Source organism: Mesorhizobium sp. WSM4828 (genome assembly GCF_055811175.1).
Window position 1 is genome coordinate 110,109 of the sequence record NZ_JBVVQK010000016.1, and the last position, 24,475, is coordinate 134,583.

A 24,475-nucleotide genomic window follows, 5' to 3' on the forward strand; every position below is an offset into this window, starting at 1 on the left:
GCGCCCCGCTCATTCCTGCGACGTTGGAGCGTGGCGAAGGCCAAGGTGACGGCCGATCTCCCCCCAAGTGGGGGAGATGTCCGGCAGGACAGAGGGGGGCGCCGTAGAGCGCCAATCTCTGCAATTGAACTCCTGCCGGTTAGGAGCAACCCTCGATGAGCGCTCCCGATCACATCATCGTCGGCAGCGGCATCAACGCGCTGGTTTGCGCGGCGATGCTCGGCGGCAAGGGGGCGAAGGTGCTGGTGCTCGAGCGCAACGACCGCATCGGCGGCTGCGTGCGCACCGAAGAAATCACCGCGCCCGGCTTCATCCACGACGTGATGGCGACGACCTTCGTCCTGTTCATCACCTCGCCGGCCTATGCGGCATTGGGCAAGGAACTGGCGCGGCACGGCCTGGAGTTTTGCAACACCTCCAGGCCGACCGGCGTGCTGCGCCCGGACGGCAGCCATGCCGTCCTGCGCACCGACCGTACCGCCAATGTAGCGGCGATCAATGCGCTTGCCGCGGGTGACGGCGACCGGCACGCAAACGATGTCGGCGAGATCGAGCGCAACGCCGGTCTGCTGTTCGGGCTGCTCGGCGGCAGCCTGTGGTCCTACCCGACGGCCAGGCTGCTGGCGGGTGAAGCCTGGCGGCGCGGCCCGCGCGGCCTTGCCGCCTTTCTCGGCGACGCACTGGTGCCGGCGCGCGGCTGGCTGGAAAGCACCTACCAGTCGGAAACCATGCGCGCGCTGTGGGCGCCCTGGGTGCTGCATGCCGGCCTCGGGCCTGAGGACGCGTTCTCCGGCCAGATCGCCAGGGTCATCGCCTTCGCGCTTGAGGCGGCCGGCGCGCCGATCGTCAAGGGCGGCGCCAGGAACCTGCTGTCCGCCTTCGAAGCCCTGATCAGGGAACGTGGCGGCGAAATCCGCACCGGCGCCGACGTCGCGGCTATCGTCCAAAGCGGAGGCCGCGCCACCGGCGTGCGGCTGGCTTCGGGCGAAACGGTCACGGCGAACAAGAGCGTTATCTGCTCGGTCACGCCGACCCAGCTCTACGAGCGGCTGCTCGGCGACGCGGCCTCGAAAGCCGACGTCGAGGCAGCGCAAAAATACCGCTACGGCAAGGGCAATTTCCAGATCCACTATGCCTTGGATAAACCACCGGCATGGCGCGGCGACGGCCTGGACAAGGTCGCGCTGCTGCATCTGACGCCCGGGTTGGATGGCGTGTCGAAGGCCTGCAACGAGGCCGTGCGCGGCATGTTGCCTGAGGTGCCGACCATCTGTGTCGGCCAGCCGCACGCGCTCGACCCATCGCGCTGCCCGGATGGCAAGGCGGTCCTGTGGCTGCAATTGCCCGAGGCGCCACGGCATATCAAGGGCGATGCCGCCGGCAAACTGCAGATACCGGCCGACGGCCGCTGGACCGAGGCATTGCGCGAAGCCTATGCCGATCGTGCCGAAGCGATCCTCGCCAGCCATATAGGCGGGTTCAAGGACAGCGTTATCGCACGTCGTGCCTATTCGCCGGCTGATCTCGAAGCGATGAACATCAACCTGGTTGGCGGCGACCCCTATGGCGGCTCCTCGACCATCGACCAGTCGTTCCTGTGGCGGCCGTTCAAGACGAGCCGCAATCACGCCACCGAGGTCAAGGGACTCTACCACATCGGCGCCTCGACCCATCCGGGTGCTGGCTTGGGCGGCGGCTCCGGCTTTCTCCTGGCGGGGAGGCTGTGATGGAACAGAAGGTCGAAAGGCGCCAGCGCATCTCGACTTTGGGCCAGATCGGCCTGCAGCAGTTCGCGCCCTATCTGATGAACCGCATCATGGGCCGCTACAATGCCACCTTGCGCGACAATTTCCGCAAGCAGGGCCTGACCATTCCACAGGTGAGGACGCTGGCCGTGCTGTCGGTCACCGATGGCGTCACCGTCAACGATCTCTCGGTCTATACTGTCATCGAGCAGTCGACCTTGAGCCGCACGCTCGACACGCTGGAGGGACAAGGGTTTGTTCGGCGCGAGCAGGGGGTCACCGACAGCCGGATCCGCCATGTGTTCCTGACCGACGATGGCCGCGCCGAATTCGCGCGCGCCTGGCCGGCCATGCACGACGCTTTCGAGACGATGTTCGACGACATCGACGATGCCGAATATGCGGCGCTGATCGCGACGCTGCAAAAGATGCTGAAGAACATTCGCAAGCACGACATCTGACGATCTTACGCGCCGCCATCGGGGCGGTAACGGAAGGAGCCCAAAATGGCCGAACGGTCTTTTGCCAAGGAAGTCGAAAAGCTCAGGCTCGGCGCCGGCGAGGAGTTTTCCGGCGAGGGCATTCTGGCCATCACCAAGGCGCTGCTGCAATGCGGCGTCGGCTATGTCGGCGGCTATCAAGGTGCACCGATCAGCCATTTGATGGACGTGCTGGCCGACGCGCAGGACATCCTCGGCGAGCTCGGCGTGCATTTCGAGGCGAGCGCCTCGGAAGCGACCGCCACTGCCATGCTGGCGGCATCGGTGCACTATCCGATCCGCGGTGCGGCGACCTTCAAGTCGACGGTCGGCACCAATGTCGCCTCCGACGCGCTCGCCAATCTCGCGTCCGGCGGCGTCACCGGCGGCGCATTGATCATCGTCGGCGAGGATTACGGCGAAGGCTCCTCGATCATGCAGGAGCGCAGCCACGCCTTTGCCATGAAGAGCCAGGTCTGGCTGCTCGATCCGCGACCGAACCTGCCGTCGATCGTCAAGGCGGTGGAGGACGGCTTCGAGCTGTCCGAGGTTTCCAACACGCCGGTCATGCTGCAGGTTCGCATCCGCTGCTGCCATGTCCACGGCCATTTCATTGCCAAGGACAACAAGCGCCCGGCGATGACGGTGGCGGATGCCCTCGAGGCGCCGCGCCGCGACACCGGCCGCATCGTGCTGCCGCCCGCGTCCTTCCTGCACGAGAAGGAAAAGGTGCAGAAACGCTGGCCGGCGGCGGTCGATTTCATCCGCACCAACAGGATCAACGAGTTTTTCGGCCCGGAGCACGACTCGGTCGGCATCGTCATGCAGGGCGGCATGTACAATTCGGTCATCCGGGCGCTGCAGCGGCTCGGCCTCGCCGACACCTATGGCGACACCGATGTGCCGCTCTACGTGCTCAACGCCGTCTATCCCTTAGTCGATGACGAGTTCCTGTCCTTCTGCGAAGGCAAGGACGCCGTGCTCGTCGTCGAGGAAGGCCAGCCCAACTACATCGAGCAGGCCTTTGCCGCGATGCTGCACAAGGCCGGGCGCGGCACCAAACTCGTCGGCAAGGAACATCTGCCTATGGCCGGCGAATACACCGGCCAGGTGATGCTCGACGGCATCGGATCGTTCCTGCGCGCCACCATCCCGCATCTGCTGCCAAGCGAGGTCCGCGCGCCGAACAAGATCGGCGACGGGCTCGACACCGCCGACCTGATCAACGTCGTCCCGGGCCGCCCGCCCGGCTTCTGCGTCGGCTGCCCGGAAAGGCCGATCTTCGCCGCGACCAAGCTGGTCGAGCAGGAGTTGGGCAAGCACCACATCGCCTCCGATATTGGCTGCCACCTGTTCTCGATCATGCCGCCTTTCGAGCTCGGCGCCACCACTATGGGCTACGGGCTGGGGCCAGCCTCGGCTTCGGCGTTCAATTCGCCCGATGCCAAGCGCCGCTCGATCTCCTTCGTCGGCGACGGCGGCTTCTGGCACAACGGCCTGACCTCCTCGGTCGGCAACGCCGTCTTCAACCAGAACGACGGCGTCATCGTCATCGTCGACAATTTCTATTCGGCCGCGACCGGAGGGCAGGACATCCTGTCATCCCGCGCCGGCAACAAAACGAAATCGACCAAGCATCCGATCACCGAGGCGGTGAAAGGCATGGGCGTCAAATGGCTACGCCACATCGACCGCACCTACGACGTAGCCAAGATGCAAGACACGCTGCGCGAGGCGCTGACGACGGACGAAAAGGGCCCGAAAGTCATTGTCGCCTCGTCCGAATGCATGCTCAACCGGCAGCGCCGCGAAAAGCCCTTGGTCGACAAGGCCATCAAGGGCGGGACGCGCATCGTCAAGCCGAAATTTGGTGTCGACGAGGACATCTGCACCGGCGACCATGCCTGCATGCGGCTCTCCGGCTGCCCGTCGCTTTCGGTGAAATCGCTGGACGATCCGTTGCGTGACGATCCGGTGGCGCATATCGACCAGAGCTGTGTCGGCTGCGGCAATTGCGGCGAGGTCGCCGATGCGGCGGTGCTCTGCCCGTCCTTCTACCGCGCCGACGTGGTGCACAATCCGAGCCGCTGGGACCGTTTCCTTGAAGCCGCTCGCCGCGCTACGATCGGCCTCTTGCAGCGGCGTCGTGAAAGCCGGCGCCTGATATTCGCCGATGCTTGACGCTGTCCCATCAAGCCGTTCCAAGGCCGGCGCGCCGGACGACGAGCGCGTCATCAAGCTTGCCGTGCTGGCGGTCGGCGGCCAAGGCGGCGGCGTGCTGGCCGACTGGATCACCGACGTCGCCGAGCGCAACGGTTACATCGCGCAATCGACCTCGGTCGCCGGCGTCGCCCAGCGCACCGGCGCCACCATCTATTACGTCGAGATGTGCCGCGACACCGGCCGGCTGCCGGTCTTCGCGTTGTCGCCGTCGCAGGGCGATGTCGACATCCTGATTGCCGCCGAACTGATGGAGGCCGGCCGCGCCATCATCCGCGGCTTCGTCACGCCCGAGCGCACGACGCTGATCGCCTCGTCGCACCGCATCGCAGCGGTCTCGGAGAAGATCGAGCCCGGCGATGGCCGCGCCTCGTCCTCCAAGGTGCACGCCACGGCGGAGGCAGCGGCCAAGCGCTTCATCGCCTTCGACATGGAGAAGATCGCCGCCGACAATGGCTCGATGATCTCGGCCAGCCTGCTCGGCGCGCTCGCTGGCTCCGATGCCTTGCCGTTCACACGCAAGAGCTACGAGCAGGCGGTCAGTGCCGGCGGCCGCGGTGTGAAGGCCAGCCTCGCCGCCTTCGGCGCCGCCTATGATCGGGCGCGCGGCATCGCGAGTGCGCCTTCGGGCGACAAGACTGCAGGACCGGCGGCCGCTGAAACCGGCTCGGGCGCGGCGACAGAAGTCAGCGGTCCGGAAAGCCTGTTGAGTGGCTGGCGACAACTCGCGGCGCGCGTCGCCACGCTGCCTGTACCCGCGCGCGACATGGCGCTTCGCGGCCTGAAAAAAGTCGTCGACTATCAGGACATCGCTTATGGCGGCGAATATCTCGACAGGCTCGACCGGGCCGTCGCTCTGGACAATGCCGAACACGCCTACGCGCTGTCGATCGCCGCCGCCAAGCACCTCGCCAATGCCATGTGCTACGACGACATGATCCGCGTCGCCGACCTGAAGACGCGCTCTAGCCGCGACCGACGCGTACGCCGCGAGGTCGGCGTCAAGGACGGCTCGGTGCTGCAGGTGACCGAATATTTCCATCCGCGCATCGAGGAATTCTGCGGCACGCTGCCAGCCGGGCTCGGCAGCTACATCGAGGACCGGCCGAAGCTCGCCGCCTTCCTCGACCGCCGCATCAATCGCGGCCGCCATATCCGGACCGACAGCTTTGCCGGCTTTGCCGCATTGTGGTTTATCGGCGGCCTGCGCCGCTGGCGCCGCCGCCTGCTGCGCCACAAGGTCGAGACCGCGCATCTCGAGCGCTGGTACGCGCTGGCGCTCGGCCAAGTCGGCCAGGACTACGCGCTTGGCACGGAGATCCTCAATTGCCGCCGCCTGATCAAGGGCTACAGCGACACCCATACCCGCGCGCAATCCAAGTTCGATCGCGTGCTGTCGGCGCTCGACCTGCTCAAGGGCCGTCCGGACGCCGCCGACTGGATCCGGCGCCTGCGCGAAGCCGCGCTGAAGGACGAAAAGGGCGACATGCTCGACGGCGCGCTGAAGACCGTGGCGACGCTGGGCGACAATCGGGTGAGCTGAGCGGCCTTTTTCAAGCTCCGGCAGCGGTTGCTTCGCAGAAATCCAGCCCGCTTCGCCTCTGCTTGCCGACCTCTGCCGCGTTGGCTGCCTGCCTGTTTGTAGTCTTCATGCCTGCGGTAGCAGCAAACATATCGGCTCCGGGACAAATAACGCCCGCTTCCGAGGGTTGATTTGCCAAATCGCCGCGGTCATGTGAGGTCATGGGCAATGAGCGTGTTGCACTCGCCGCGCCGCTCCGTCTGATGGCTACTTCCGCAGCATGATCGAGGGCATGAAGGAGTGGCGATAGAACAAACAGGGATCAAAAAACCCTGTACATCCCAGTGCTGTGGAGTCAAAGGTCGGCATCCATATTAGGGGAGTCATCTTCAACCAAGGATTCGTTCCCAGATGACCTCTCTCCAAATTGCCTACGTCATGATTGCGCTGTCCTACCTTGCCGCCGTGGTAGCGCTTGGGACGCTGCACTAACGCCTTCCTTGCTAAGGGCGATGGCGGCGTTTCGGCCGTCTTTATCTATGGAATAATCCCAGCCGCCCGCATAGCTCGTCGCAGCAGTATTTTGTCCCGATACTCTTCCAGGGCCTCCTCGGTCCATTCGTACCAGGCGTGGTTAAGCAGCCTATCATCGCTGGCCACTTTGGGCAGAGGCAATTTTCCATGCTCTGGCGCAAGTCTTTCTAGATATCTTCGACGCGTCCACCAAATCATCAAATCCGCTGCCTGCAACGGTAAGACATCCTTTTCGTCAAGAAACACTGGTCGCGATCCTATAAGCGTTTTATCAGCGAAGGTGCTTTGTTTGAAATTATCCCATTGAGAAAGGATGCGGCCCTTCTCGGTGGTGTCGTCAAAGATGAAATCGATAGGATCAGAGACACAGATTTCCTTCTGTTCTACAGTAATATTGCTGATCAACTGAAAGGTCATAAATTCGTACGGAGTTTTAATGGTGCCAAGGCTTTTGATAAATTTGTCAAATAGACTCTGTTGAAGCATCATTGACGTCGCGAACATGGCGTGATTCAGAATAACTTGGTTAAGTAGCCTTACTCTCTCGTCTCTCCTTTCCTCGCTCCATTCAAGAAACTGCCCGGTGAGGCGTTGCGCTTCATAGGATTTGAAATAGGCGATACTCGGTTTCATATCGAGAAAGATTTGCCATTCGTTCGAAAACGCAGCCCATTGTTCAGTTGAGCCGACAAACCCACCTATTCCCATCGCTGGCGGCGTCCCGTTTCCGCTTTCATCGATGTAAGCTTGGAGCGCCACCACATGGCCCTTTCTGTATCTCTTCCTGCGTTTGGATGCGGCCATGTCGGTCAGAAGAGGTAATAGGCGATGGCCTTGTAGATGACCCAAAGCAGGCCCCCGAGGACTACCAGGGCTAAGAAGTCGTCGTGCAGGTTGTCAAAAAGGCTCTTGCGTCTGTGAGAGAAAGGAAACGCGCTGGGCGTGTACTCGACCCTCGCCTGGTAACGCTTCCATGCTCTCTGGAGCGCATTTTTGGGTTCATCCGACATTTTGCGAATGTGCCAGCTGTTTGGTTGTTTTGCCAGTGATCGCTGGGAGGCATGGGTGATGGCGAGAATTTCTCAGCATTACGCGCCGCCCGCAGAGTTGGACGGCGCGTATAGCTCTATGTTCGAGTTTCTAGTTGCTGATGAAGCTGAATATCTGCTGGGCTAACGGCGAGAGTGAGTAGACGTTGGCCACAAAGCCAAGCGCCACCAACCCGACGAAAGCCAGCGCCGCGACATAAAAGTCATGACGTTAACTCCGGTATCGATCTGTTCGTTGAACGGTTCGATTTGGGTGATGACGAGCGGGGCATTGTCCGCACGCCTCGGGGTCCGCAAATGGTTTCAGGATAAGCCGGGCCGCCCTCACTATGATCTTTCGAAGGCGACACGCGCGAAGGCTGTTGCTCTAGGCGCCTTTGAGGTGTCCAGCCATGCCCTTGTCGAGGCGTTGAAGCGGGCGAACGGATGACGCACAAATTTGCTACAGGGTGCTACCACGGCGTTTTTCGCTCTACACCTCGGAAACCCGCAAAGCCTTGAGAAATATTGGTGCCGCTTGCGTGACTCGAACACGCGACCCCATCATTACGAATGATGTGCTCTACCAACTGAGCTAAAGCGGCCCGGGAAGCCGAGCTTCCAAGATGGGCTGCGTGATAGACGCAACCGGCCGCGAATTCAAGATGGCAGCCGCGATTTCAGGACGAGGCAATTCGTGCCGCCTTCGTTCGGGCGCAAGCGCAGCCGCTCCGCCATAGGCCGCGTGACGCCGCATCGGCAGGCCGCGCGACCGCCACGTTGGCCGTGAGCGGAAAATCCGCGAAAAATGTTGATTCCTTTACCGAAAACCGCCGAAATCGGTTTTGTACCCCTCGGCAAGGCAGAATGCGGCCGCTCGCTTGTTGATTGATTGGTCGCCTGCGGCTAACGATCATGACAATGTGAGTGAAATTGCAGAGGGAATTCGCTTGGACGCGATCGAAAAAGCGATCCGCAATGCCTTTGAGAAAGGCAATGCCGACGACCGGGCGTTTCGCGAGCGGGTCTATCGATCGGCTTTCGCGGCACTCGACCGTGCCCTGCAGGCCAATCCAAACGTCACCGTGGAAGTCGCCATCAAGCGCCGCAAGGCGGTCCAGGCGAAGATCACCGAAATCGAATCGGAATTCCTGCCGGCGGTTGCCGACGTCGCCGCGCCGACCGACAGTTTGGAGACAGCACCGGAGGTGGAGCCTCCGGCCGAAAGCGAAGCTGAAGCCGAGCCTACGCCCGATGTCGTCGTCGACGGTCCGGCGCAGCCGCCCGAATCCGATGCGCCGCGGTCGCGCGTCCTGCCGGTGGTCCCCGACATCATGCCCGATGCGCCTGTTCCCGAGGCGCCGGTGATCGACATGGGGGCCTCGGCTCCGACCGAAGCCGAAATCGACGACGCGGAAGTGGCGCCCGACCGCGACGACCGGCGGGCGAGGCGGCGGCGCCTGCCTTTGACCGCGATCTTCTTCGGTGTGACGCTGCTCGCAGCCGCCGGTATCGGCCTTTATTTCGCCAACCAGACCGGCGTCTTCAAATCGGCGACCGAGCTCGACACGGCGCCACCGGAAGCGCCGCCAACGGTCGATGGCGATGATTTCACGCCGGACGACACCGCTTCGCCGCCGAAGCAGGGCGAGCAGGACCAGGCGCGCGACTGGATCAACGTCTTTTCGCCGGGTGACCCGACGCAGGTCAACGCACCGTCGGACGCCAAGGCCGACGTCATCCAGGACGAAAGCGGTTCCTTCCTGCGCATCCGTTCGGGAGCATCCGGTTCGGCCATCAGCTTCGACGTCGGGCAAGGCGTGTTGGAAAAACTAGCCGGCAAGCATGCCACATTCGACATCATCGCACGCTCCGAGGAGGGCCAGGAGACGCAGATTTCCGTCGATTGCAATTTCGGCGAACTCGGCGACTGCGGCCGCAAGCGCTATGCCGTCGGTCGCGAGCGCAATGAATATCTGTTCGACGTGCGCTTTCCCGACAAGCATCCGGGTGCTGCCGGCACCATCGCCATCAATTCCGACTTCGACAAGCAGGGCAAGTCGGTCGACATCTACGAGATCCGCGTTTCAGTCGTTCCCTAACTGTCGAGCAGCGCCTGCAGCGTCTCGATGCGGTCGGCTTCGGCCGCCGGCTTGTCCCAGCGCAGCCGCGAAATGCGGGGGAAGCGCATGGCGACGCCGGATTTGTGCCGCGTCGAGCGGTTGAGCCCTTCGAACGCCACCTCGAGCACCAGGCCTTGTCTGCGGTCGGCCCGTACCGAGCGCACCGGGCCAAAGCGCTCGATCGTATTGTCGCGGACATATTTGTCGATTTGCCTCAGTTCCTCGTCGGTGAAGCCGAAATAGGCTTTTCCCACCGGCACCAGCTCCTCCGATCCTTCCGGCCCGGACCAGACGCCGAATGTGTAGTCGGAATAGAAGCTCGAGCGTTTGCCGTGGCCGCGCTGGGCATACATCAGCACCGCGTCGACCGTGTGCGGATCGCGTTTCCATTTGAACCACGGGCCCTTCGGCCGCCCGGCCACATAGGGCGAATCCCAGCGCTTCAGCATGACGCCTTCGATCACCGGATGCAGCGGCTTGCGGCGCAGTTCCTCGAGTGTCTGCCAGTTGGTGAATTCGACCAGCGGCGACAGATCGAAGCGGCTCGGATCGAGCGTCCTGACGAAGGCCTCGAGCCGGCCGCGCCGTTCGCGGAAGGGAAGTCCGCGCACATCCTCGTCACCAATCTGCAGCGCATCGTAGCAGCGCATGAAGGCCGGGTATTGCTGCTGGATCTTGGGTGACACGCTCTTGCGGTTCAGCCGCTGCTGCAGGTCCGAGAACGTGCCCGTCGCCTGCCTGGGGTCACCGACCAGAAGCTCGCCGTCGAGGGCGCCTGAAAAATCCATCGCCTCGGCAAGATCCGGAAAGGCGCCGGAGACATCGTCACCGGTGCGCGAATAGAGCCGGCGAATGCCGCCTTCGCAAACCGCCTGGACGCGGATGCCGTCCCATTTCCACTCGGCCGCGTAGTCGGCCGGGTCGAGCTTTTCGAGGTCGCCGTCACCGACGGCATTCGACAGCATCACCGGCCTGAACAGCGCCAGCGCCGTCTTCCTGGGTTTTTCCGCCTTGCCCTCCAGCCAGGCGAACAGCCCGATATAGGGCGGCGTCAGCCCGTGCCAGAGTTCCTCGATTTCGGCGATGTCGACCTTGCCGAAATCGGCCAGCGCCTGCTTGGCCAGCCGCGCCGATACGCCGATGCGCAGGCCGCCGGTGACCAGCTTTATGATGGCAAAGCGTGCCGAAGTGCTGGCGCTGTCGAGCAGCCGGGCCAGCACCTGCGGCCCGTCGGAACGGCTCGCCGCCTGCAGCTTTGCCACCACCTCGGCCAGCGTCGGCTCGTGGTTCGCAATATCGGCCGGCGCTTGCGGCCAGACCAGCGACACGGTCTCGGCCAGGTCGCCGACATAGTCGTAGGAATAGCCGAACAGCACCGGATCCATGCGCTCGATCACCAGCGTGCGCAGCATCGCCGGCTTGACCGCGGCGATGGACAGATCGCCGGTGATGGCCGCCAGCGCCAGCCCGCGATCCGGATCCTCGACGCTGCGGAAATAGTCGGTCAAAAGCGTCAGCTTGCCATAGCGCGACGGCGTCAGGACGAGGCGATCGAGGAGCTCGGCGAAGCGGTTCATGGGAGGGGCGCCAATAGGATAGGTTTGCGCTCTGTCACACCCCCCTCCGGCCTGCCGGCCATCTCCCCCGCAAGGGGGGAGATCGGATGTCGCGACTGGTTTCGCCAATCTCCAGCGTTGAGGGAACGAGCGCGGCGCCGAAGCTGCCGATCTCCCCCCTCGTGGGGGAGATGGCCGGCAGGCCAGAGGGGGGCGCGACAGAACGCTACACCGTCGATTTCCACCATCAATCGCCCTCGTCCTCATAGCCAACCAGATGCAGCGGCCTGGCGGCGATGCCTTCGAGTTCGCACCAGCGCACCAGCGCCTCCTCGCGGCCATGCGTCACCCAGATTTCCTCGGCGCCGGTCTCCTTGATCGTCGCCGTCAGCTCGTCCCAGTCGGAATGGTCGGAGATGATCAGCGGCAGCTCGACGCCGCCCTGCTTGGCGCGCTGACGGATGCGCATCCAGCCTGAGGCGAAGCACGACATCGGGTCGGGAAAACGCCGCGCCCAGCGATCGGCGAAGGCGGATGGCGGGCCGACGACGATGGCGCCGGCAAAGTCGCTTTTTTGGCCGGTCTCGACGGTCGCCGGTTCCAATGCGCCGAGATCGATGCCCTGGCTCTGGTAATATTCGCTGAGTTTGGCCAGCGCGCCATGGATGTAGATCGGCTTTTCGTAGCCGGCATCGCGCAGCAGCCGCATGACGCGCTGCGCCTTGCCCAGCGCATAGGCGCCGACCAGATGCGTGCGCTCGGGAAACTGCTCGGTCGATCTCAGCAGCCGGGCAATCTCTTCGCTATCGGGCGGATGGCGGAACACAGGCAGACCGAAGGTCGCCTCGGTGATGAAGACATCGCATTTGAGCGGCTCGAACGGCTCGCAGGTCGCGTCCTTCTGGCGTTTATAGTCGCCGGACGCGACGATGCATCTGCCCTGATGCGCCACCTTGATCTGCGCCGAGCCCAGCACATGGCCGGCCGGATGAAAGCTGACGGCCACACCGTCAAGCGCAATCGTCTCGCCGAGCACCGCGGCTTGCGTCGTTCCGGCAAAACCTTCGCCGTAGCGCAGCCCCATAATATCGAGCGTCTGCTGCGTCGCCATCACCGAGCGGTGGCCGGAGCGGGCATGGTCGGAATGGCCATGTGTGATCAGCGCCCGATTGACCGGCCGCACCGGGTCGATGAAGAAATCGCCGGGCGGGCAATACAGCCCTTCCGGCCGGGGATGAAGCAGGTCGCTGGCGCGCATGGCCCCAAGATAGGCGCTAATTCCGGCGCGGGAAGCCTGTTGTAAGTCACTGCTGACTCCAGCATAGAGCGCAAGCCGGCTGCAAACACCCGGCGGAACCCGACCACATGAAACCGCTCCAGACCTCGTCCGGCGATTTGACCGCCGACCGCCGCGCCGACTATGCCGAAATGCTCTATGCATCCGGCGATCATGCGGCAGCGGCGGAATTGCTGCTCGGCGCGCTCGAACTGGCGCCGCACTGGGCGGCCGGCTGGTTCCGCCTCGGCGAGATGCAGGAAGCAGCGAGCGCGCCCGATCTCGCCGCGCAGGCCTGGGCGACGGCACTGCGGCTCGACCCGGCGGACCGGCTCGGCGCGGCGCTCAAGCTGCAATTGATCGGCAGGGCAGCGGCGGCCCCGGCGCCGCCCAGCGCCTTTGTCGAGACGCTGTACGACCACTATGCCAGGAGCTTCGAGGGTGAACTGGTCGACAGGCTAGGCTATCGTCTGCCCGAATGCCTCGACCGCGCCATCCGGGCAGCACGGCCGGGCCGGTTTTCGCTGGTGCTCGATCTCGGCTGCGGCACCGGCCTGATGGGCCAGAAGCTGCGGCCGATCGCCGATCGGCTAGAGGGTTACGACATCTCGGCCGGCATGCTGAGGCAGGCGCGCGCCAAAAGCGTCTACGATCTGCTCGTCAAAACGGACCTGCAGGAGTTTTGCTATTCTGGCCCGAAAGCCGATCTGGTGACGGCGGCCGATGTGTTCATCTATGTCGGCGCACTCGACAGGGTGGTGAACAAGATTGCCGGAATGCTTGCCGGCGGCGGTCTGTTTGCGTTCTCCATCGAGACGCTCCCCGGCGGCGAATCGTCCGGCAGCGTCGGCTTCGCCCTGCAGCCGTCGCGCCGCTACGCGCATTCGCAAAGCTATGTAGAGCGGGTTCTGGACGCCAACGGCTTTTCGGTCCTGTCGCTGCAGCCAACCATTATCCGGCAGGATCGCCGCCAACCAGTCGAAGGGCTGGCCGTCGTGGCAAGCTTGCTTTCCGGCAGCGTAAAATCTGGCTAAGACTCCTGCCGCTGCGCAGGAGCGCGGCAGCTGCGAAAGACAAGGAGCACGTTCATGCGCTGGAACATGATGGTCTTGGCGTCTTGCCTGGCGACGGCCGGCTGCGTCGGCAATTCGATGTCCGAACGGCAGGACGAAAACGTCCAGTCCTCGCTGCTATACGACAAGGTGCCTTGCGATCAATTGCTGGCGCAGCGCAACGGCCTGGCGCAGCAATATCATTTGCCGGTGGACGCCAAGCCGTCCTTCTCCAATCCGGCGACGGGCTTCGGCCCGTTCACGCCGGACATGCGCTCAAAAGCCAAGCGTGACGCCGACCAGGCAAGCGGCAAGATCGATGCCATGAACCGGTCGATCAGCCGCCGCGAATGCGGCAAGCCGCCCAAGCAGAACAAGCTCGGCCTGACCTGACCGGATCCTAATCCGCCACCTTCCACTGCTCGCGCGAGGCGCTGGCGGGATAGACGCCGAGAATGCGCATTTCGCGCGAGAAGAAGCGCAACTCGTCGAGCGCCAGCTTCACCAGCGGATCGTCGGGATGGCCCTCTATGTCGGCGTAGAACAGCGTCGCCGTGAACGCGCCGAGCTGGTAGCTTTCCAGCTTGGTCATGTTGATGCCGTTGGTGGCGAACCCGCCCATCGCCTTGTAGAGCGCCGCCGGCACGTTGCGCACGCGGAAGATGAAGGTCGTCATCATCCTGGCGTCGGCGGAGGGGCGTTCGGCCCATTGCTTGTTCTTGGTCAGCACGACGAAGCGGGTGACGTTGCTGTCGGTATCCTCGACATTCTCCTCGATGATGTCGAGCCCGTAGAGCGTCGAGGCCAGGGCCGGCGCCAGCGCGGCCATGGTGCGGTCCTTCATCGCGGCGACCATCTTGGCGGCGCCCGCGGTGTCGCCGGCCACCGTCGCCTTCCAGCCGTTCTTGCGGATGTATTTGCGGCATTGGCCGAGGGCGTGGATGTGGCTGTGCACGGTCCTGATCTCGTCGCGCCTGACGCTGGGTAGCACCATCAGCTGGAAGTGGATCGGCAGGAAGTATTCGCCGATGATGTGCAGCTTCGATTCCGGCAAGAGGTGATGGATGTCGGCGACGCGGCCGGCAATGGTGTTCTCGATCGGGATCATCGCCAGATCGGCCTTGCCGGTCTCGACGGCGTTGAAGGCGTCCTCGAAGGTCGGGCACGGCAACGGCTCCATCGACGGGAACATGTTGCGGCAAGCGGTGTCGGAATTGGCGCCCGGCTCGCCCTGGAAGGATATTTTGTTGGTCTTTTCAGGCATGCGCAGAGTCTCGGGAATTGGGGGAATTTCTTAGTTGGAAAGGAGCGCCCTGGCGCGTTCGAGATCGTCCGGCGTATCGACGCCCAGCGGCACCGACTGCACGATCTCCGCATCGATGCGCATGCCGGCCTCAAGCGCCCGCAACTGCTCCAGCCGCTCGCGGCGCTCCAGCGGCGACGGCCTCAGCGCAACGAAGCGCTCGAGTGCGGCGCGGCGATAGGCATAGAGGCCGATATGATGGTAGACCGGGCCTTCGCCCCAGGGTGCGGTGGCGCGGGTGAAATAGAGCGCCCTGAGCCTCGTCGCCGAGAGTGGCGAGCCGACCAGCTTGACGACGTTCGGATTGGTCTTTTCCTCGTCGCGGACGATCTCGACGCAGAGCGTGGCGATGTCGACCGCCGCGTTCTCGAAAGGCTTAAGCGCGGCGCCGATAATAAGGGGGTCGATGGTCGGCAGATCGCCCTGCACATTGACGACCGTCTCGACGCTGTTGCCAGGGTCGAGAATGGTCAGCGCTTCGAAGATGCGGTCGGAGCCGGTTTCGTGGTCCGCCCGCGTCATCACCGCCTCGAAACCATGCGCGCGCACCGCCTCCGCAACGCCTTGCGTATCGGTGGCGACGACCACCCGGCCGAGCCCGGCCTCGGCGGCGCGGCGGGCGACGTGGACGATCATCGGAGTGCCGGCAATGTCGGCCAGCGGCTTGCCCGGCAGGCGCGTCGAGGCCATGCGGGCCGGGATCAGGATGAGCGTGGACATGAGGCGGGCAGGGGCTCGAAAAAGAGGAGGACAAAAGTGGCAAAAGGTCTCACTGGCAGCGCCCTTATAGGTGTTGCAACGCCGGAGCAAAAGACCTAGTTTCCGCGCGATTTGACCGCCTCGCAGGGTGGTTCACGATACCGACGGACGGAGTGGACGGATCGGTCCGCCGGAAAAGGGAGCCTGGGGCGTATGGATTCCAACGAAGTCAACAAGCTGCTCGCCGCTTTCCTCGGCACGGTGTTCATTGTCTTTTCCGTTGGCATCGTATCCGACGCGCTGTTTGCCTCGCCGGCGCCGGAAAAGCCCGGCTTCGCCATCGAGGCGACCGAGCCCGCCGAAGGCGGCCCGGCCGCGCCCGCCGCGGAGGCCAAGCCGATCGCCGAGCTGCTGACCACTGCCAGCGCCGAAGCGGGCGCCGCCATCTTCAAGAAATGCCAGGCCTGCCATTCCGGCGAAAAGGGCGGCCCCAACAAGGTCGGCCCCGATCTGTGGGACATTATCGACCGTCCGGTCGCCGAGCATGAGGGCTTTGCCTATTCGGCCGGCATGAAGGAGTTCTCCAAGGGCGGCAGCGAGAAGTGGACCTACGACAATCTCAACCACTTCATCACCTCGCCGAAGAAGTTCGTGAAGGGCACCGCGATGGGCTTCGCCGGCCTGCCGAAGGACGAGGACCGCGCCAACGTCATCGCCTATCTGCGCACGCTGTCGGACAATCCGAAGCCGCTGCCGGCGCCCGGCGCCTCGGCCGAAAACGCGCCCGCCAAGCCGGCCGAAGGTGCAGCCCCTGCCAAGCCGGCAGAAGGCGCGGCGCCAGCCGCTCCGGCCGCAAAATAACAAAACGGTAATGATATAATCCTTGAAAAAGCCGGGTTCAGCCCGGCTTTTTCGTTAGGAAAAATGCATATGCGACGACAAAGCCGCTCCCTTGCGGTTTTCAGCGCCGCCAAATGATCTAGATTGGGCCCAGACGCTATGGTGACGGCGCTATATCGCGAAGAGGAGAACGCATGACGGTTGGCCGAGCGCGGACGCTTCTGAAATCGGTGCTGATGCTGGCTGCTTTTGCCGGCGGCCTGCAGGCGGCCTTAGCGGACGAATGGCGCACGACCTCGTCGCTGATCGGCGAATCCAAATATGGCGATAATTTCCAGCACTACGATTACGTCAATCCGGATGCACCCAAGGGCGGCACGCTGAATTCCGTGGTGCTTGGTACGTTCGACAGCTTCAATCCCTACATCGTGCAGGGTTCGCCGGCTGCCGGCTTCGCGCAGTTTGGCGGCGGCCTGCTCTACGACACGCTGATGGAGCAGGCGACCGACGAGGGCAGCACCAGCCATCCGCTGATCGCCGACGCCTACAAGTATCCGGCCGACTATTCCTCGGCGACCTACCGGCTCGATCCGCGGGCGAAATGGCACGACGGCCAGCCGATCACCACCGACGACGTGATCTGGTCGTTCCAGGTGCTGAAGGCCAACAGTCCGCAATATAGCCGCTATTTCGAAAACGTCACCGACGCGGTCGCGATCTCCGACCGCGAGGTGGAGTTCCATTTCAGCCAGAAGGGCAACCGCGAACTGCCCAAGATTCTCGGCGATCTCGTCGTATTGCCCAAGCACTGGTGGGAAGGTACCGACGCGAACGGCAAGAAGCGCGATGTCACAAAGCCGACGCAGGAGCCGCCGCTCGGCTCGGCCGCCTACAAGATCGCCAGCTTCAAGCCGGGCTCGGAAATCGTCTGGCAGCGCGTCCCGGACTACTGGGGTGCCAAGCTGCCGGTGAAGATCGGCCGCGAGAATTCCGACAGGCAGCGTTTCACCTATTTTCTCGACGACAATGCCGCCTGGCAGGCCTTCACCAAGGGCGGCTTGGACGACATCAAGCCGGAGAACAGTTCGAGGCGCTGGAACACGGCCTATAATTTCCCGGCAGTCCAGGCCGGCGACGTCATCAAGAAGGAATTCAAGACCGCGTCGCCCGAACCGATGCAGGCCTTCATGCTTAACACCAGGCGCCCGCTGTTTGGGGATCGCCTGGTGCGCGCCGCGCTGATGTATCCGTTCGATTTCGAGACGATGAACAGGACCCTGTTCTTCGGTTCCAACACCCGCACCAGCAGCTATTTCCAGGGCACGGAACTGGCGTCGAGCGGCCTGCCGCAAGGCAAGGAGCTCGAAATCCTGGAGCAGTACCGCGACAAGCTGCCGCCCGAAGTCTTCACCCAGGAATTCAAGCTGCCCGTCTACGACACCCCGCAGGCTGAGCGCAAATACCTGAAGACCGCGGTCGATCTGTTCGCCAAGGCCGGCTGGGTGATCAAGGGCGGCAAGATGGTCAACGCCACGACTGGGGAACCATTCAAATTCGAAATCCTCGGCTGGAACGACACCGACCAGGTGATCGCCAGCCCCTACATAGCCAATCTGCGTAAGATCGGCGTCGACGCGACGCTGCGCCTGATCGACCAGACCCAGTATATCAACCGCGTCACCCATTTCGACTTTGACGTGGTCACTTCGATACTCGGCCAGTCGGACTCTCCCGGTAATGAACAGCGCGATTTCTGGAGCTCCAAGGCCGCCGATTCGCCGGGATCGCGCAATTACGCCGGCATCAAGAATCCGGTCGTCGATGCGCTGGTCGACCGGATCATCTATGCCACCGACCGCGACGATCTCGTTGCCGCCACCCATGCGCTCGATCGGGTGCTGTTGTGGAATTTCTACGTCGTGCCGCAATATTACCGCGCCGTGGTCTGGCTGGCCTACTGGAACAAGTTCGGTATACCGGAAAAACAGCCCGCCTATAGCGGCGTCGACCAGAATTCCTGGTGGATCGATCCGGTCAAGGAAAAGGCGCTGGCGGCCAAATACAAGAGTGGCAATTGATGACGGCGCTGCCCCGTCGCGACTTCCTCGCCCTGGGCGGTGCCGCCGCGGCCGCAGCGCTGCTGCCCGGCCGGGCTTTCGCCACGATTCCGACCGGCGTGAAGCTGCACGGCCTGTCGGCCTTCGGCGATCTCAAATATCCTCCGGATTTCACGCATTTCGACTATGTCAATCCGGACGCTCCCAAGGGCGGCCGGATGAATTTCGCTCCGCCGAACTCCACCCTCAATCAGAGCTTCCTGACTTTCAACACGCTGAACTCGCTGGTGCTGAAAGGGGATTCGCCGCCGCGTACCGAGCTCTGCTTCGATTCGCTGATGGCAAGGGCAGTCGATGAGCCGGATGCGGTCTACGGCCTGCTGGCCGAATCCGTCACCTTGTCGCAGGACCGCAATGGCTACCGCTTCAGCCTGCGGCCGCAAGCGCGTTTCCATGATGGCTCGCCGCTGACCGCCGAAGACATTGCCTTCGCCTTGAACCTCTACAAAGACCGGGGACATCCGAACCTTTCCCAGGCGCTGCGGCATATGACGGATGCGGTCGCAGTCGATCCGCTTACGGTCAACCTTACCTTCAACGGCCAGCAGTCCGCGCAGAATATCCTCGCCGTCGTCGCAATGCCGATCGTGTCCAAAGCTTTCTATACGGCCAATGATTTCGACGCCTCGACGATGACCCCTCCGCTCAGCTCCGGGCCGTACCGAATGGGGCGGGTCGTGGCCGGGCAGACTGTCGAATATGAACGCGTCGCCGATTATTGGGGCCGCGATCTGGCCGTGAACCGCGGGCTTAATAATTTCGACCGCATCCGTATCGATTTCTATCTCGATCGCCAGGCAGCCTTTGAAGCGTTCAAGAAAGGGGATACGCATTTTCGCGAGGAGTTCACCGCGCGGGTATGGGCGACCGGCTACGATTTTCCGGCGCTGAAGGATGGCAGGGTCCTCAAACGCGAATTTCCCGGCGAGAAAACGCCCTCCATGCAGGCTGCCGCGCTGAACCAGCGCCGCCCTCAGTTCCGCGACGTACGCGTGAGACGGGCAATCGCCTATTGCTTCGACTTCGAATGGACCAAACGGGTGCTGTTTTTCGGTTCTTACGAGCGTTCGCAATCGAACTTCGAGCGATCGGATTACAAGGCCGAGGGCCTGCCCTCATCCCAGGAACTGAAACTCCTGGAGCCGTTTCGAGCCGAGTTGCCGCCGGAGACCTTCGGCGAACCGGTGATGCAACCCGTCTCCGACGGTTCCGGACACGACCGCAAGCTGCTGCGCGAGGCTTCGGGGCTGCTCGCTGAAGCCGGCTGGAAGCGAGCGAGCAATTTCGTCGTCAACGACGAAGGCGAGCGACTGCAGGTGGAAATGCTGGCCGAGGACGAGGGGTTGGTTCGCATTTTCGCGCCGTGGTCCGAGAATATGAAGGCGATCGGGATCGATGCTTCGATCCGGCAGGTCGACTCGACGCAATTCGAAGCGCGGCAGAGCAACTACGATTTCGACTTCAACATGCTCGCATGGTCGATCGGAGCGACGCCTACCGCCGACGGCTTGGAGATCCTCTATGCTTCCCCGATGGCGAAAACGCCGGGGATGCGCAACTATCCGGGTACGGAAAGCAAAGCCATCGACGCGCTGATCGAGGCAGCCGGCAAGGCGCAGAGCCGCATCGAACTCGTCACCGCGCTCAATGCGCTCGATCGGGTCTTGCGCGCGCGGCTAGACTGGATTCCAACATATCATCTGGCGAATCACCGAGCGGCGTTCTGGGACATGTTCGGCTTTCCCGCTCAAAAGCCGGATTACGACTTCCCGGTCGAGACGTCGTGGTGGTTCGACAAAGACAAGGCGGCAAAGATTGGCAAAGGCTGAATTTCTTGCGGGCGTTGGCGCCGCCCCTCACCTGCCTGCCGGCATCCTCTCCCCGTATAGCGACGGGGAGAGGGGTGCCTTCGCCGGGGATTTCGCCAACTACAAACGTCGCAACAAAGGCGCCGAGACTGCGGCCAGCCCCTTTCTCCCCGTCCCTATACGGGGAGAAATGTCCGGCAGGACAATGAGGGGCGGCGCCAATGTTGAAAATTGGTCTGAGGCGATTGGCTTGGGCGCAATGGTCCTCCTCAAGGAAGAAAACATCTGATGGGCGCCTATATACTGCGCCGCATCCTGTTGATGATCCCGACCCTGTTCGGCATCATGGCGGTGTCCTTTGCCGTCATCCAGTTCGCGCCGGGCGGGCCGGTCGAGCAGGTCATCGCCAGGCTGACCAACCAGGGCGGCAGCGATCGCCTCGGCGGCGGCGGGGGTGATGCCGGCGGCGCCAATTTCGATGTCGCCGGTGACGTCGGTTCGAAATACCGCGGCGCGCAAGGGCTCGACCCGGAATTCATCAAGAAGCTGGAGAAGCAGTTCGGTTTCGACAAGCCGCCGCTCGAACGCTTCGGCATGATGTTGTGGAACTATCTCCGCTTCGATTTCGGCGACAGCTATTTCCGCGACATATCGGTGCTCGACCTGATCCTGGAAAAGATGCCGGTGTCGATCTCGATCGGGCTGTGGATCACGCTTTTATCCTACCTGATCTCGATCCCGCTCGGCATCCGCAAGGCGGTCAAGGACGGCTCCACCTTCGATGTCTGGACCAGCGGCGTCGTCATCGTCGGTTACGCCATTCCGGGTTTCCTGTTCGGCATATTGCTGATGGTGCTGTTTGCCGGCGGCTCGTTCTGGGACTGGTTCCCGTTGCGCGGAATCACCTCGGACAATTGGGACCAATTGTCATGGCCGGCGCGGATCGTCGACTATTTCTGGCACATGACCTTGCCGTTGACGGCGCTGGTGCTGTCGGCCTTCGCCACGACGACGCTTTTGACCAAGAATTCCTTCCTCGAGGAAATCCGCAAGCAATATGTGGTCACCGCCCGCGCCAAGGGCCTGTCGGAGCGGCAGGTGCTTTATGGCCACGTCTTCCGCAACGCCATGCTGATCGTCATCGCCGGTTTTCCCGGCGCCTTCATCTCGGCCTTTTTCACCGGGTCGCTGCTGATCGAGAACATCTTTTCGCTCGACGGCCTCGGCCTGCTCGGCTTCAACTCGGTCGTGCAGCGCGACTATCCGGTGGTCTTCGCCAATCTCTACATCTTCTCGCTGCTTGGCCTGTTCGTCGGGCTGCTGTCCGACCTGATCTACACCTGGGTCGATCCGCGCATCGACTTCGAGCGGAGAGACGTCTGATGGCGCAAGCCGCAGCCGAAACGGCGCCGCCTCGGATCGCGCGGCCCTTCCTGTCGCCGCTCAACCAGCGGCGCCTGCAGAACTTCAAGTCCAACCGACGCGGCTACTGGTCGTTGTGGATCTTCCTGTTCCTGTTCGTGCTGTCGCTGGGTTCGGAACTGGTCGCCAACGACAAGCCGATCATCGCCTCCTACAAGGGCGAGATCCTGTTTCCCGTCCTGGTCGCCTATCCCGAGGAGAAGTTCGGCGGCTTCTATGCGGTCACCGACTACCGCGACCCGGTCATCCAGGACGAGATCAATGCCAATGGCTGGATGATCTGGCCGCCGGTGCGCTACTCCTACCAGACCGTCAACAACGCAATTCCAGAGGCAGCACCCACCAAGCCGTCCTGGCTCTACGACAAGAAGACGCGCTGCAACCAGTATCCGAAAGGCGAGGCGGACCCCAATTGCAACGTCGGCAATTGGAACTGGCTGGGCACCGATGACCAGGCCCGCGACGTGCTGGCGCGCGTCATCTACGGCTTCAGGATATCGGTGCTGTTTGGCCTGATCCTGACTGCCGGCTCGGCGCTGATCGGTGTGGCGGCCGGCGCCCTGCAGGGCTATTTCGGCGGCTGGACCGACCTTCTGTTCCAGCGCTTCATCGAGATCTGGTCGGCGATACCGGTGCTGTATCTGCTCCTGATCGTCGCCGCCATCCTGCCGCCCGGCTTCTTCATCCTGCTCGGATTGATGCTGCTGTTTTCGTGGGTGGCACTGGTCGGCGTGGTGCGGGCCGAGTTCCTGCGCGCCCGGAATTTCGAATATGTCAATGCGGCGCGCGCGCTCGGCGTGTCCAACATCACCATCATGTTCCGGCATCTGCTGCCCAACGCCATGGTGGCGACGCTGACCTTCCTGCCGTTCCTGCTCAGCGGCTCGATCTCGACGCTGACCTCGCTCGACTATCTCGGCTTCGGCCTGCCGCCCGGCTCCGCCTCGCTCGGCGAGCTGTTGAAGCAGGCGCAGCGCAACCTCAACGCCCCCTGGCTCGGCATTTCCGGCTTCGTCGTCATCTCGCTGATGCTGTCTCTGCTGGTCTTCGTCGGCGAGGCCACGCGCGACGCCTTCGATCCGCGCAAGACGTTCAGATGAGCGAAACCCCACTGCTCTCGGTCCAAGACCTCAGCGTCGCCTTCACGCAAGGCGGCGACCAGTCGATCGCCGTCGACCATATCTCCTTCGACCTCGCCAAGGGCGAGACGGTGGCGCTGGTCGGCGAATCCGGCTCCGGCAAGTCGGTCACCGCGCTGTCGGTGCTGAAGCTGCTGCCCTATCCGACCGCCAGCCACCCGTCGGGAAAGATCCTGTTCCTCGGCGCCGACCTGCTTGCCGCGGACGAGAGAGACCTGCGCCGCGTGCGCGGCAACAAGATCACCATGATCTTCCAGGAACCGATGACCTCGCTCAACCCGCTGCACACGATCGAGCAGCAGATCGTCGAGGTGCTGAAGCTGCACCAGGGCCTGGGCGATCGCAACGCCAAGGCGCGCACGCTGGAACTTCTGCACGAGGTCGGCATCCGCGAGCCGGAGAAGCGGCTCGACGCTTATCCGCACCAGCTTTCCGGTGGCCAGCGCCAGCGCGTCATGATCGCCATGGCGCTCGCCAACGAGCCTGAACTCTTGATCGCCGACGAGCCGACGACGGCGCTCGACGTCACCGTCCAGGCGCAGATCCTCGAATTGCTGGCCGGCCTGAAAAGCCGCAAGAACATGGCGATGCTGTTCATCACCCACGATCTCGGCATCGTCAGGAAGATCGCCGACCGGGTCTGCGTGATGACCAAGGGCAAGATCGTCGAGACCGGCCCGACCAAGGCGATATTCGCCAATCCGCAGCACGCCTATACGCGGCATCTGCTTGCCGCTGAGCCGAAAGGCAAGCCGCCGGCGGCCAACCAAGCCGCCAAGCCGGTGATGGTCGGCAAGGACGTCAAGGTCTGGTTTCCGATCAAGAAGGGCTTCTTCCGGCGCACCGTCGACAATGTGAAGGCGGTCGACGGCATCGACGTCACCGTCCGGGCCGGTCAGACGCTTGGCGTCGTCGGCGAATCCGGCTCGGGCAAGACGACGCTCGGCCTGGCGCTGGCCAGGATGATCTCGTCGACCGGGACCATCCAGTTCAACGGACGCGGCATCGATCAGCTGTCCTTCAACGAAATGCGGCCGCTGCGGCGCGAGCTGCAGATAGTTTTCCAGGATCCGTTCGGCTCGCTCAGTCCGCGTATGTCGGTCGCCGAGATCATCGAGGAAGGGTTGAAGATCCACGAGCCGAAACTGTCCCCCGATGCGCGTGACGAGCGTGTCGTCGACGTGCTGAAGGAAGTCGGCCTCGATCCGGCGACGCGCAACCGCTATCCGCACGAATTCTCCGGCGGCCAGCGCCAGCGCGTCGCCATCGCGCGCGCCATGGTGCTCAACCCGCGTTTCGTCATGCTGGACGAGCCGACCTCGGCGCTCGACATGAGCGTGCAGGCGCAGGTCGTCGACCTCTTGCGCAGCCTGCAGGCCAAGCACGACCTCGCCTACCTCTTCATCAGCCACGATCTGAGGGTCATCCGCGCGCTCGCCAACGAAGTCATCGTCATGCGCAACGGCAGGATCGTCGAGGCCGGTCCTTCCGAACAGATTTTCAGCAACCCGCGGACCGACTACACAAAGGCGTTGATCTCGGCCGCCTTCAAGATCGAAACGGCGCCGGTCGGCATCGTCAGCGAGTAGATTTTCGCCAGAGATCATGCACA

General features: G+C 63.2%; 21 protein-coding genes and 1 tRNA gene. 16 read left to right on the forward strand and 6 right to left on the reverse strand.

The features are described from left to right. Window positions 1-155 precede the first annotated feature (155 nt). The 4 genes from AC0L2X_RS19220 to AC0L2X_RS19235 are packed head-to-tail and all read left to right on the forward strand — an operon-like array spanning window position 156 to window position 5,987. Entirely contained in the window at window positions 156-1,727 is a 1,572-nt protein-coding gene (locus tag AC0L2X_RS19220; protein WP_473600259.1) for a phytoene desaturase family protein, read from the forward strand. Continuing rightward, on the forward strand, window positions 1,727-2,206 hold the full coding sequence (locus AC0L2X_RS19225; protein ID WP_473560685.1) for a MarR family winged helix-turn-helix transcriptional regulator: 480 nt from the start codon (window positions 1,727-1,729) through the stop codon (window positions 2,204-2,206). The genes AC0L2X_RS19220 and AC0L2X_RS19225 overlap by 1 nt, the downstream gene beginning before the upstream one ends. A gap of 45 nt (window positions 2,207-2,251) precedes the next feature. Then, complete coding sequence (locus tag AC0L2X_RS19230; RefSeq protein ID WP_473560686.1) at window positions 2,252-4,405, forward strand: thiamine pyrophosphate-dependent enzyme; 2,154 nt, start codon at window positions 2,252-2,254, stop codon at window positions 4,403-4,405. Next, window positions 4,398-5,987, forward strand: coding sequence for an indolepyruvate oxidoreductase subunit beta family protein (locus AC0L2X_RS19235; protein ID WP_473560687.1), 1,590 nt, complete (start codon window positions 4,398-4,400; stop codon window positions 5,985-5,987). Before AC0L2X_RS19230 ends, AC0L2X_RS19235 begins: the two co-directional genes overlap by 8 nt. A gap of 516 nt (window positions 5,988-6,503) precedes the next feature. Here AC0L2X_RS19235 and AC0L2X_RS19240 read toward each other — a convergent pair. Next, a complete protein-coding gene (locus AC0L2X_RS19240) occupies window positions 6,504-7,304 on the reverse strand; it encodes a DUF3800 domain-containing protein (protein ID WP_473560689.1) in 801 nt (266 codons plus the stop codon). Window positions 7,305-7,493: 189 nt separating this feature from the next. On the opposite strand from AC0L2X_RS19240, the gene AC0L2X_RS19245 reads away from it, so the two are divergent. Further along, the gene (locus AC0L2X_RS19245) at window positions 7,494-7,676 is read left to right on the forward strand and encodes a hypothetical protein (protein WP_473560690.1); all 183 of its coding nucleotides are present in this window, start codon (window positions 7,494-7,496) and stop codon (window positions 7,674-7,676) included. A 129-nt stretch (window positions 7,677-7,805) separates the two neighbouring features. Next, a complete protein-coding gene (locus tag AC0L2X_RS19250; protein ID WP_473560719.1) occupies window positions 7,806-7,979 on the forward strand; it encodes a DUF4031 domain-containing protein in 174 nt (57 codons plus the stop codon). Between the two features lie 78 nt (window positions 7,980-8,057). Here AC0L2X_RS19250 and AC0L2X_RS19255 read toward each other — a convergent pair. Further along, a tRNA-Thr gene (locus AC0L2X_RS19255) sits at window positions 8,058-8,133 on the reverse strand. Between the two features lie 345 nt (window positions 8,134-8,478). Here AC0L2X_RS19255 and AC0L2X_RS19260 point away from each other — a divergent pair. Further along, the gene (locus AC0L2X_RS19260) at window positions 8,479-9,630 is read left to right on the forward strand and encodes a hypothetical protein (protein ID WP_473560691.1); all 1,152 of its coding nucleotides are present in this window, start codon (window positions 8,479-8,481) and stop codon (window positions 9,628-9,630) included. Here the strand turns inward: AC0L2X_RS19260 and AC0L2X_RS19265 are convergent. Together AC0L2X_RS19265 and AC0L2X_RS19270 are read right to left on the reverse strand one after the other, a co-directional pair. Then, the gene (locus tag AC0L2X_RS19265) at window positions 9,627-11,228 is read right to left on the reverse strand and encodes a cisplatin damage response ATP-dependent DNA ligase (protein WP_473560692.1); all 1,602 of its coding nucleotides are present in this window, start codon (window positions 11,226-11,228) and stop codon (window positions 9,627-9,629) included. The genes AC0L2X_RS19260 and AC0L2X_RS19265 overlap by 4 nt on opposite strands. A 226-nt stretch (window positions 11,229-11,454) precedes the next feature. Next, window positions 11,455-12,465, reverse strand: a complete 1,011-nt coding sequence (locus AC0L2X_RS19270; protein WP_473560693.1) for a ligase-associated DNA damage response exonuclease — start codon at window positions 12,463-12,465, stop codon at window positions 11,455-11,457. Window positions 12,466-12,572: 107 nt separating this feature from the next. Between AC0L2X_RS19270 and AC0L2X_RS19275 the strand changes: the two genes are divergently transcribed. Together AC0L2X_RS19275 and AC0L2X_RS19280 are read left to right on the forward strand one after the other, a co-directional pair. After that, window positions 12,573-13,517, forward strand: coding sequence for a methyltransferase domain-containing protein (locus AC0L2X_RS19275; RefSeq protein ID WP_473560694.1), 945 nt, complete (start codon window positions 12,573-12,575; stop codon window positions 13,515-13,517). A 54-nt stretch (window positions 13,518-13,571) separates the two neighbouring features. Continuing rightward, a complete protein-coding gene (locus AC0L2X_RS19280) occupies window positions 13,572-13,928 on the forward strand; it encodes a hypothetical protein (protein ID WP_473560696.1) in 357 nt (118 codons plus the stop codon). A 7-nt stretch (window positions 13,929-13,935) separates the two neighbouring features. On the opposite strand, the gene AC0L2X_RS19285 is transcribed toward AC0L2X_RS19280, so the two are convergent. Then, entirely contained in the window at window positions 13,936-14,799 is an 864-nt protein-coding gene (locus tag AC0L2X_RS19285; protein ID WP_473560697.1) for a prephenate dehydratase, read from the reverse strand. Window positions 14,800-14,829: 30 nt separating this feature from the next. Further along, a complete protein-coding gene (locus AC0L2X_RS19290; protein WP_473560698.1) occupies window positions 14,830-15,558 on the reverse strand; it encodes a 3-deoxy-manno-octulosonate cytidylyltransferase in 729 nt (242 codons plus the stop codon). A 192-nt stretch (window positions 15,559-15,750) separates the two neighbouring features. Here AC0L2X_RS19290 and AC0L2X_RS19295 point away from each other — a divergent pair, with 192 nt between their 5' ends. The 7 genes from AC0L2X_RS19295 to AC0L2X_RS19325 all read left to right on the forward strand — a co-directional run bounded on the left by AC0L2X_RS19295 (window position 15,751) and on the right by AC0L2X_RS19325 (window position 24,452). Next, window positions 15,751-16,398, forward strand: coding sequence for a c-type cytochrome (locus AC0L2X_RS19295; protein WP_473560700.1), 648 nt, complete (start codon window positions 15,751-15,753; stop codon window positions 16,396-16,398). Window positions 16,399-16,571: 173 nt separating this feature from the next. Continuing rightward, window positions 16,572-18,455: an extracellular solute-binding protein gene (locus AC0L2X_RS19300; protein ID WP_473560701.1), complete on the forward strand. Its 1,884-nt coding sequence runs from the start codon at window positions 16,572-16,574 to the stop codon at window positions 18,453-18,455. Further along, window positions 18,455-20,323, forward strand: coding sequence for an extracellular solute-binding protein (locus AC0L2X_RS19305; protein WP_473560703.1), 1,869 nt, complete (start codon window positions 18,455-18,457; stop codon window positions 20,321-20,323). The genes AC0L2X_RS19300 and AC0L2X_RS19305 overlap by 1 nt, the downstream gene beginning before the upstream one ends. Then, entirely contained in the window at window positions 20,310-20,591 is a 282-nt protein-coding gene (locus AC0L2X_RS19310) for a hypothetical protein (protein ID WP_352488118.1), read from the forward strand. Before AC0L2X_RS19305 ends, AC0L2X_RS19310 begins: the two co-directional genes overlap by 14 nt. After that, window positions 20,591-21,685, forward strand: coding sequence for a microcin C ABC transporter permease YejB (locus tag AC0L2X_RS19315; protein ID WP_352488119.1), 1,095 nt, complete (start codon window positions 20,591-20,593; stop codon window positions 21,683-21,685). The genes AC0L2X_RS19310 and AC0L2X_RS19315 overlap by 1 nt, the downstream gene beginning before the upstream one ends. Then, the gene (locus tag AC0L2X_RS19320) at window positions 21,685-22,824 is read left to right on the forward strand and encodes an ABC transporter permease (RefSeq protein ID WP_473560705.1); all 1,140 of its coding nucleotides are present in this window, start codon (window positions 21,685-21,687) and stop codon (window positions 22,822-22,824) included. The genes AC0L2X_RS19315 and AC0L2X_RS19320 overlap by 1 nt, the downstream gene beginning before the upstream one ends. Next, window positions 22,821-24,452, forward strand: coding sequence for an ABC transporter ATP-binding protein (locus AC0L2X_RS19325; RefSeq protein ID WP_473560707.1), 1,632 nt, complete (start codon window positions 22,821-22,823; stop codon window positions 24,450-24,452). Before AC0L2X_RS19320 ends, AC0L2X_RS19325 begins: the two co-directional genes overlap by 4 nt. Window positions 24,453-24,475 lie beyond the last annotated feature (23 nt).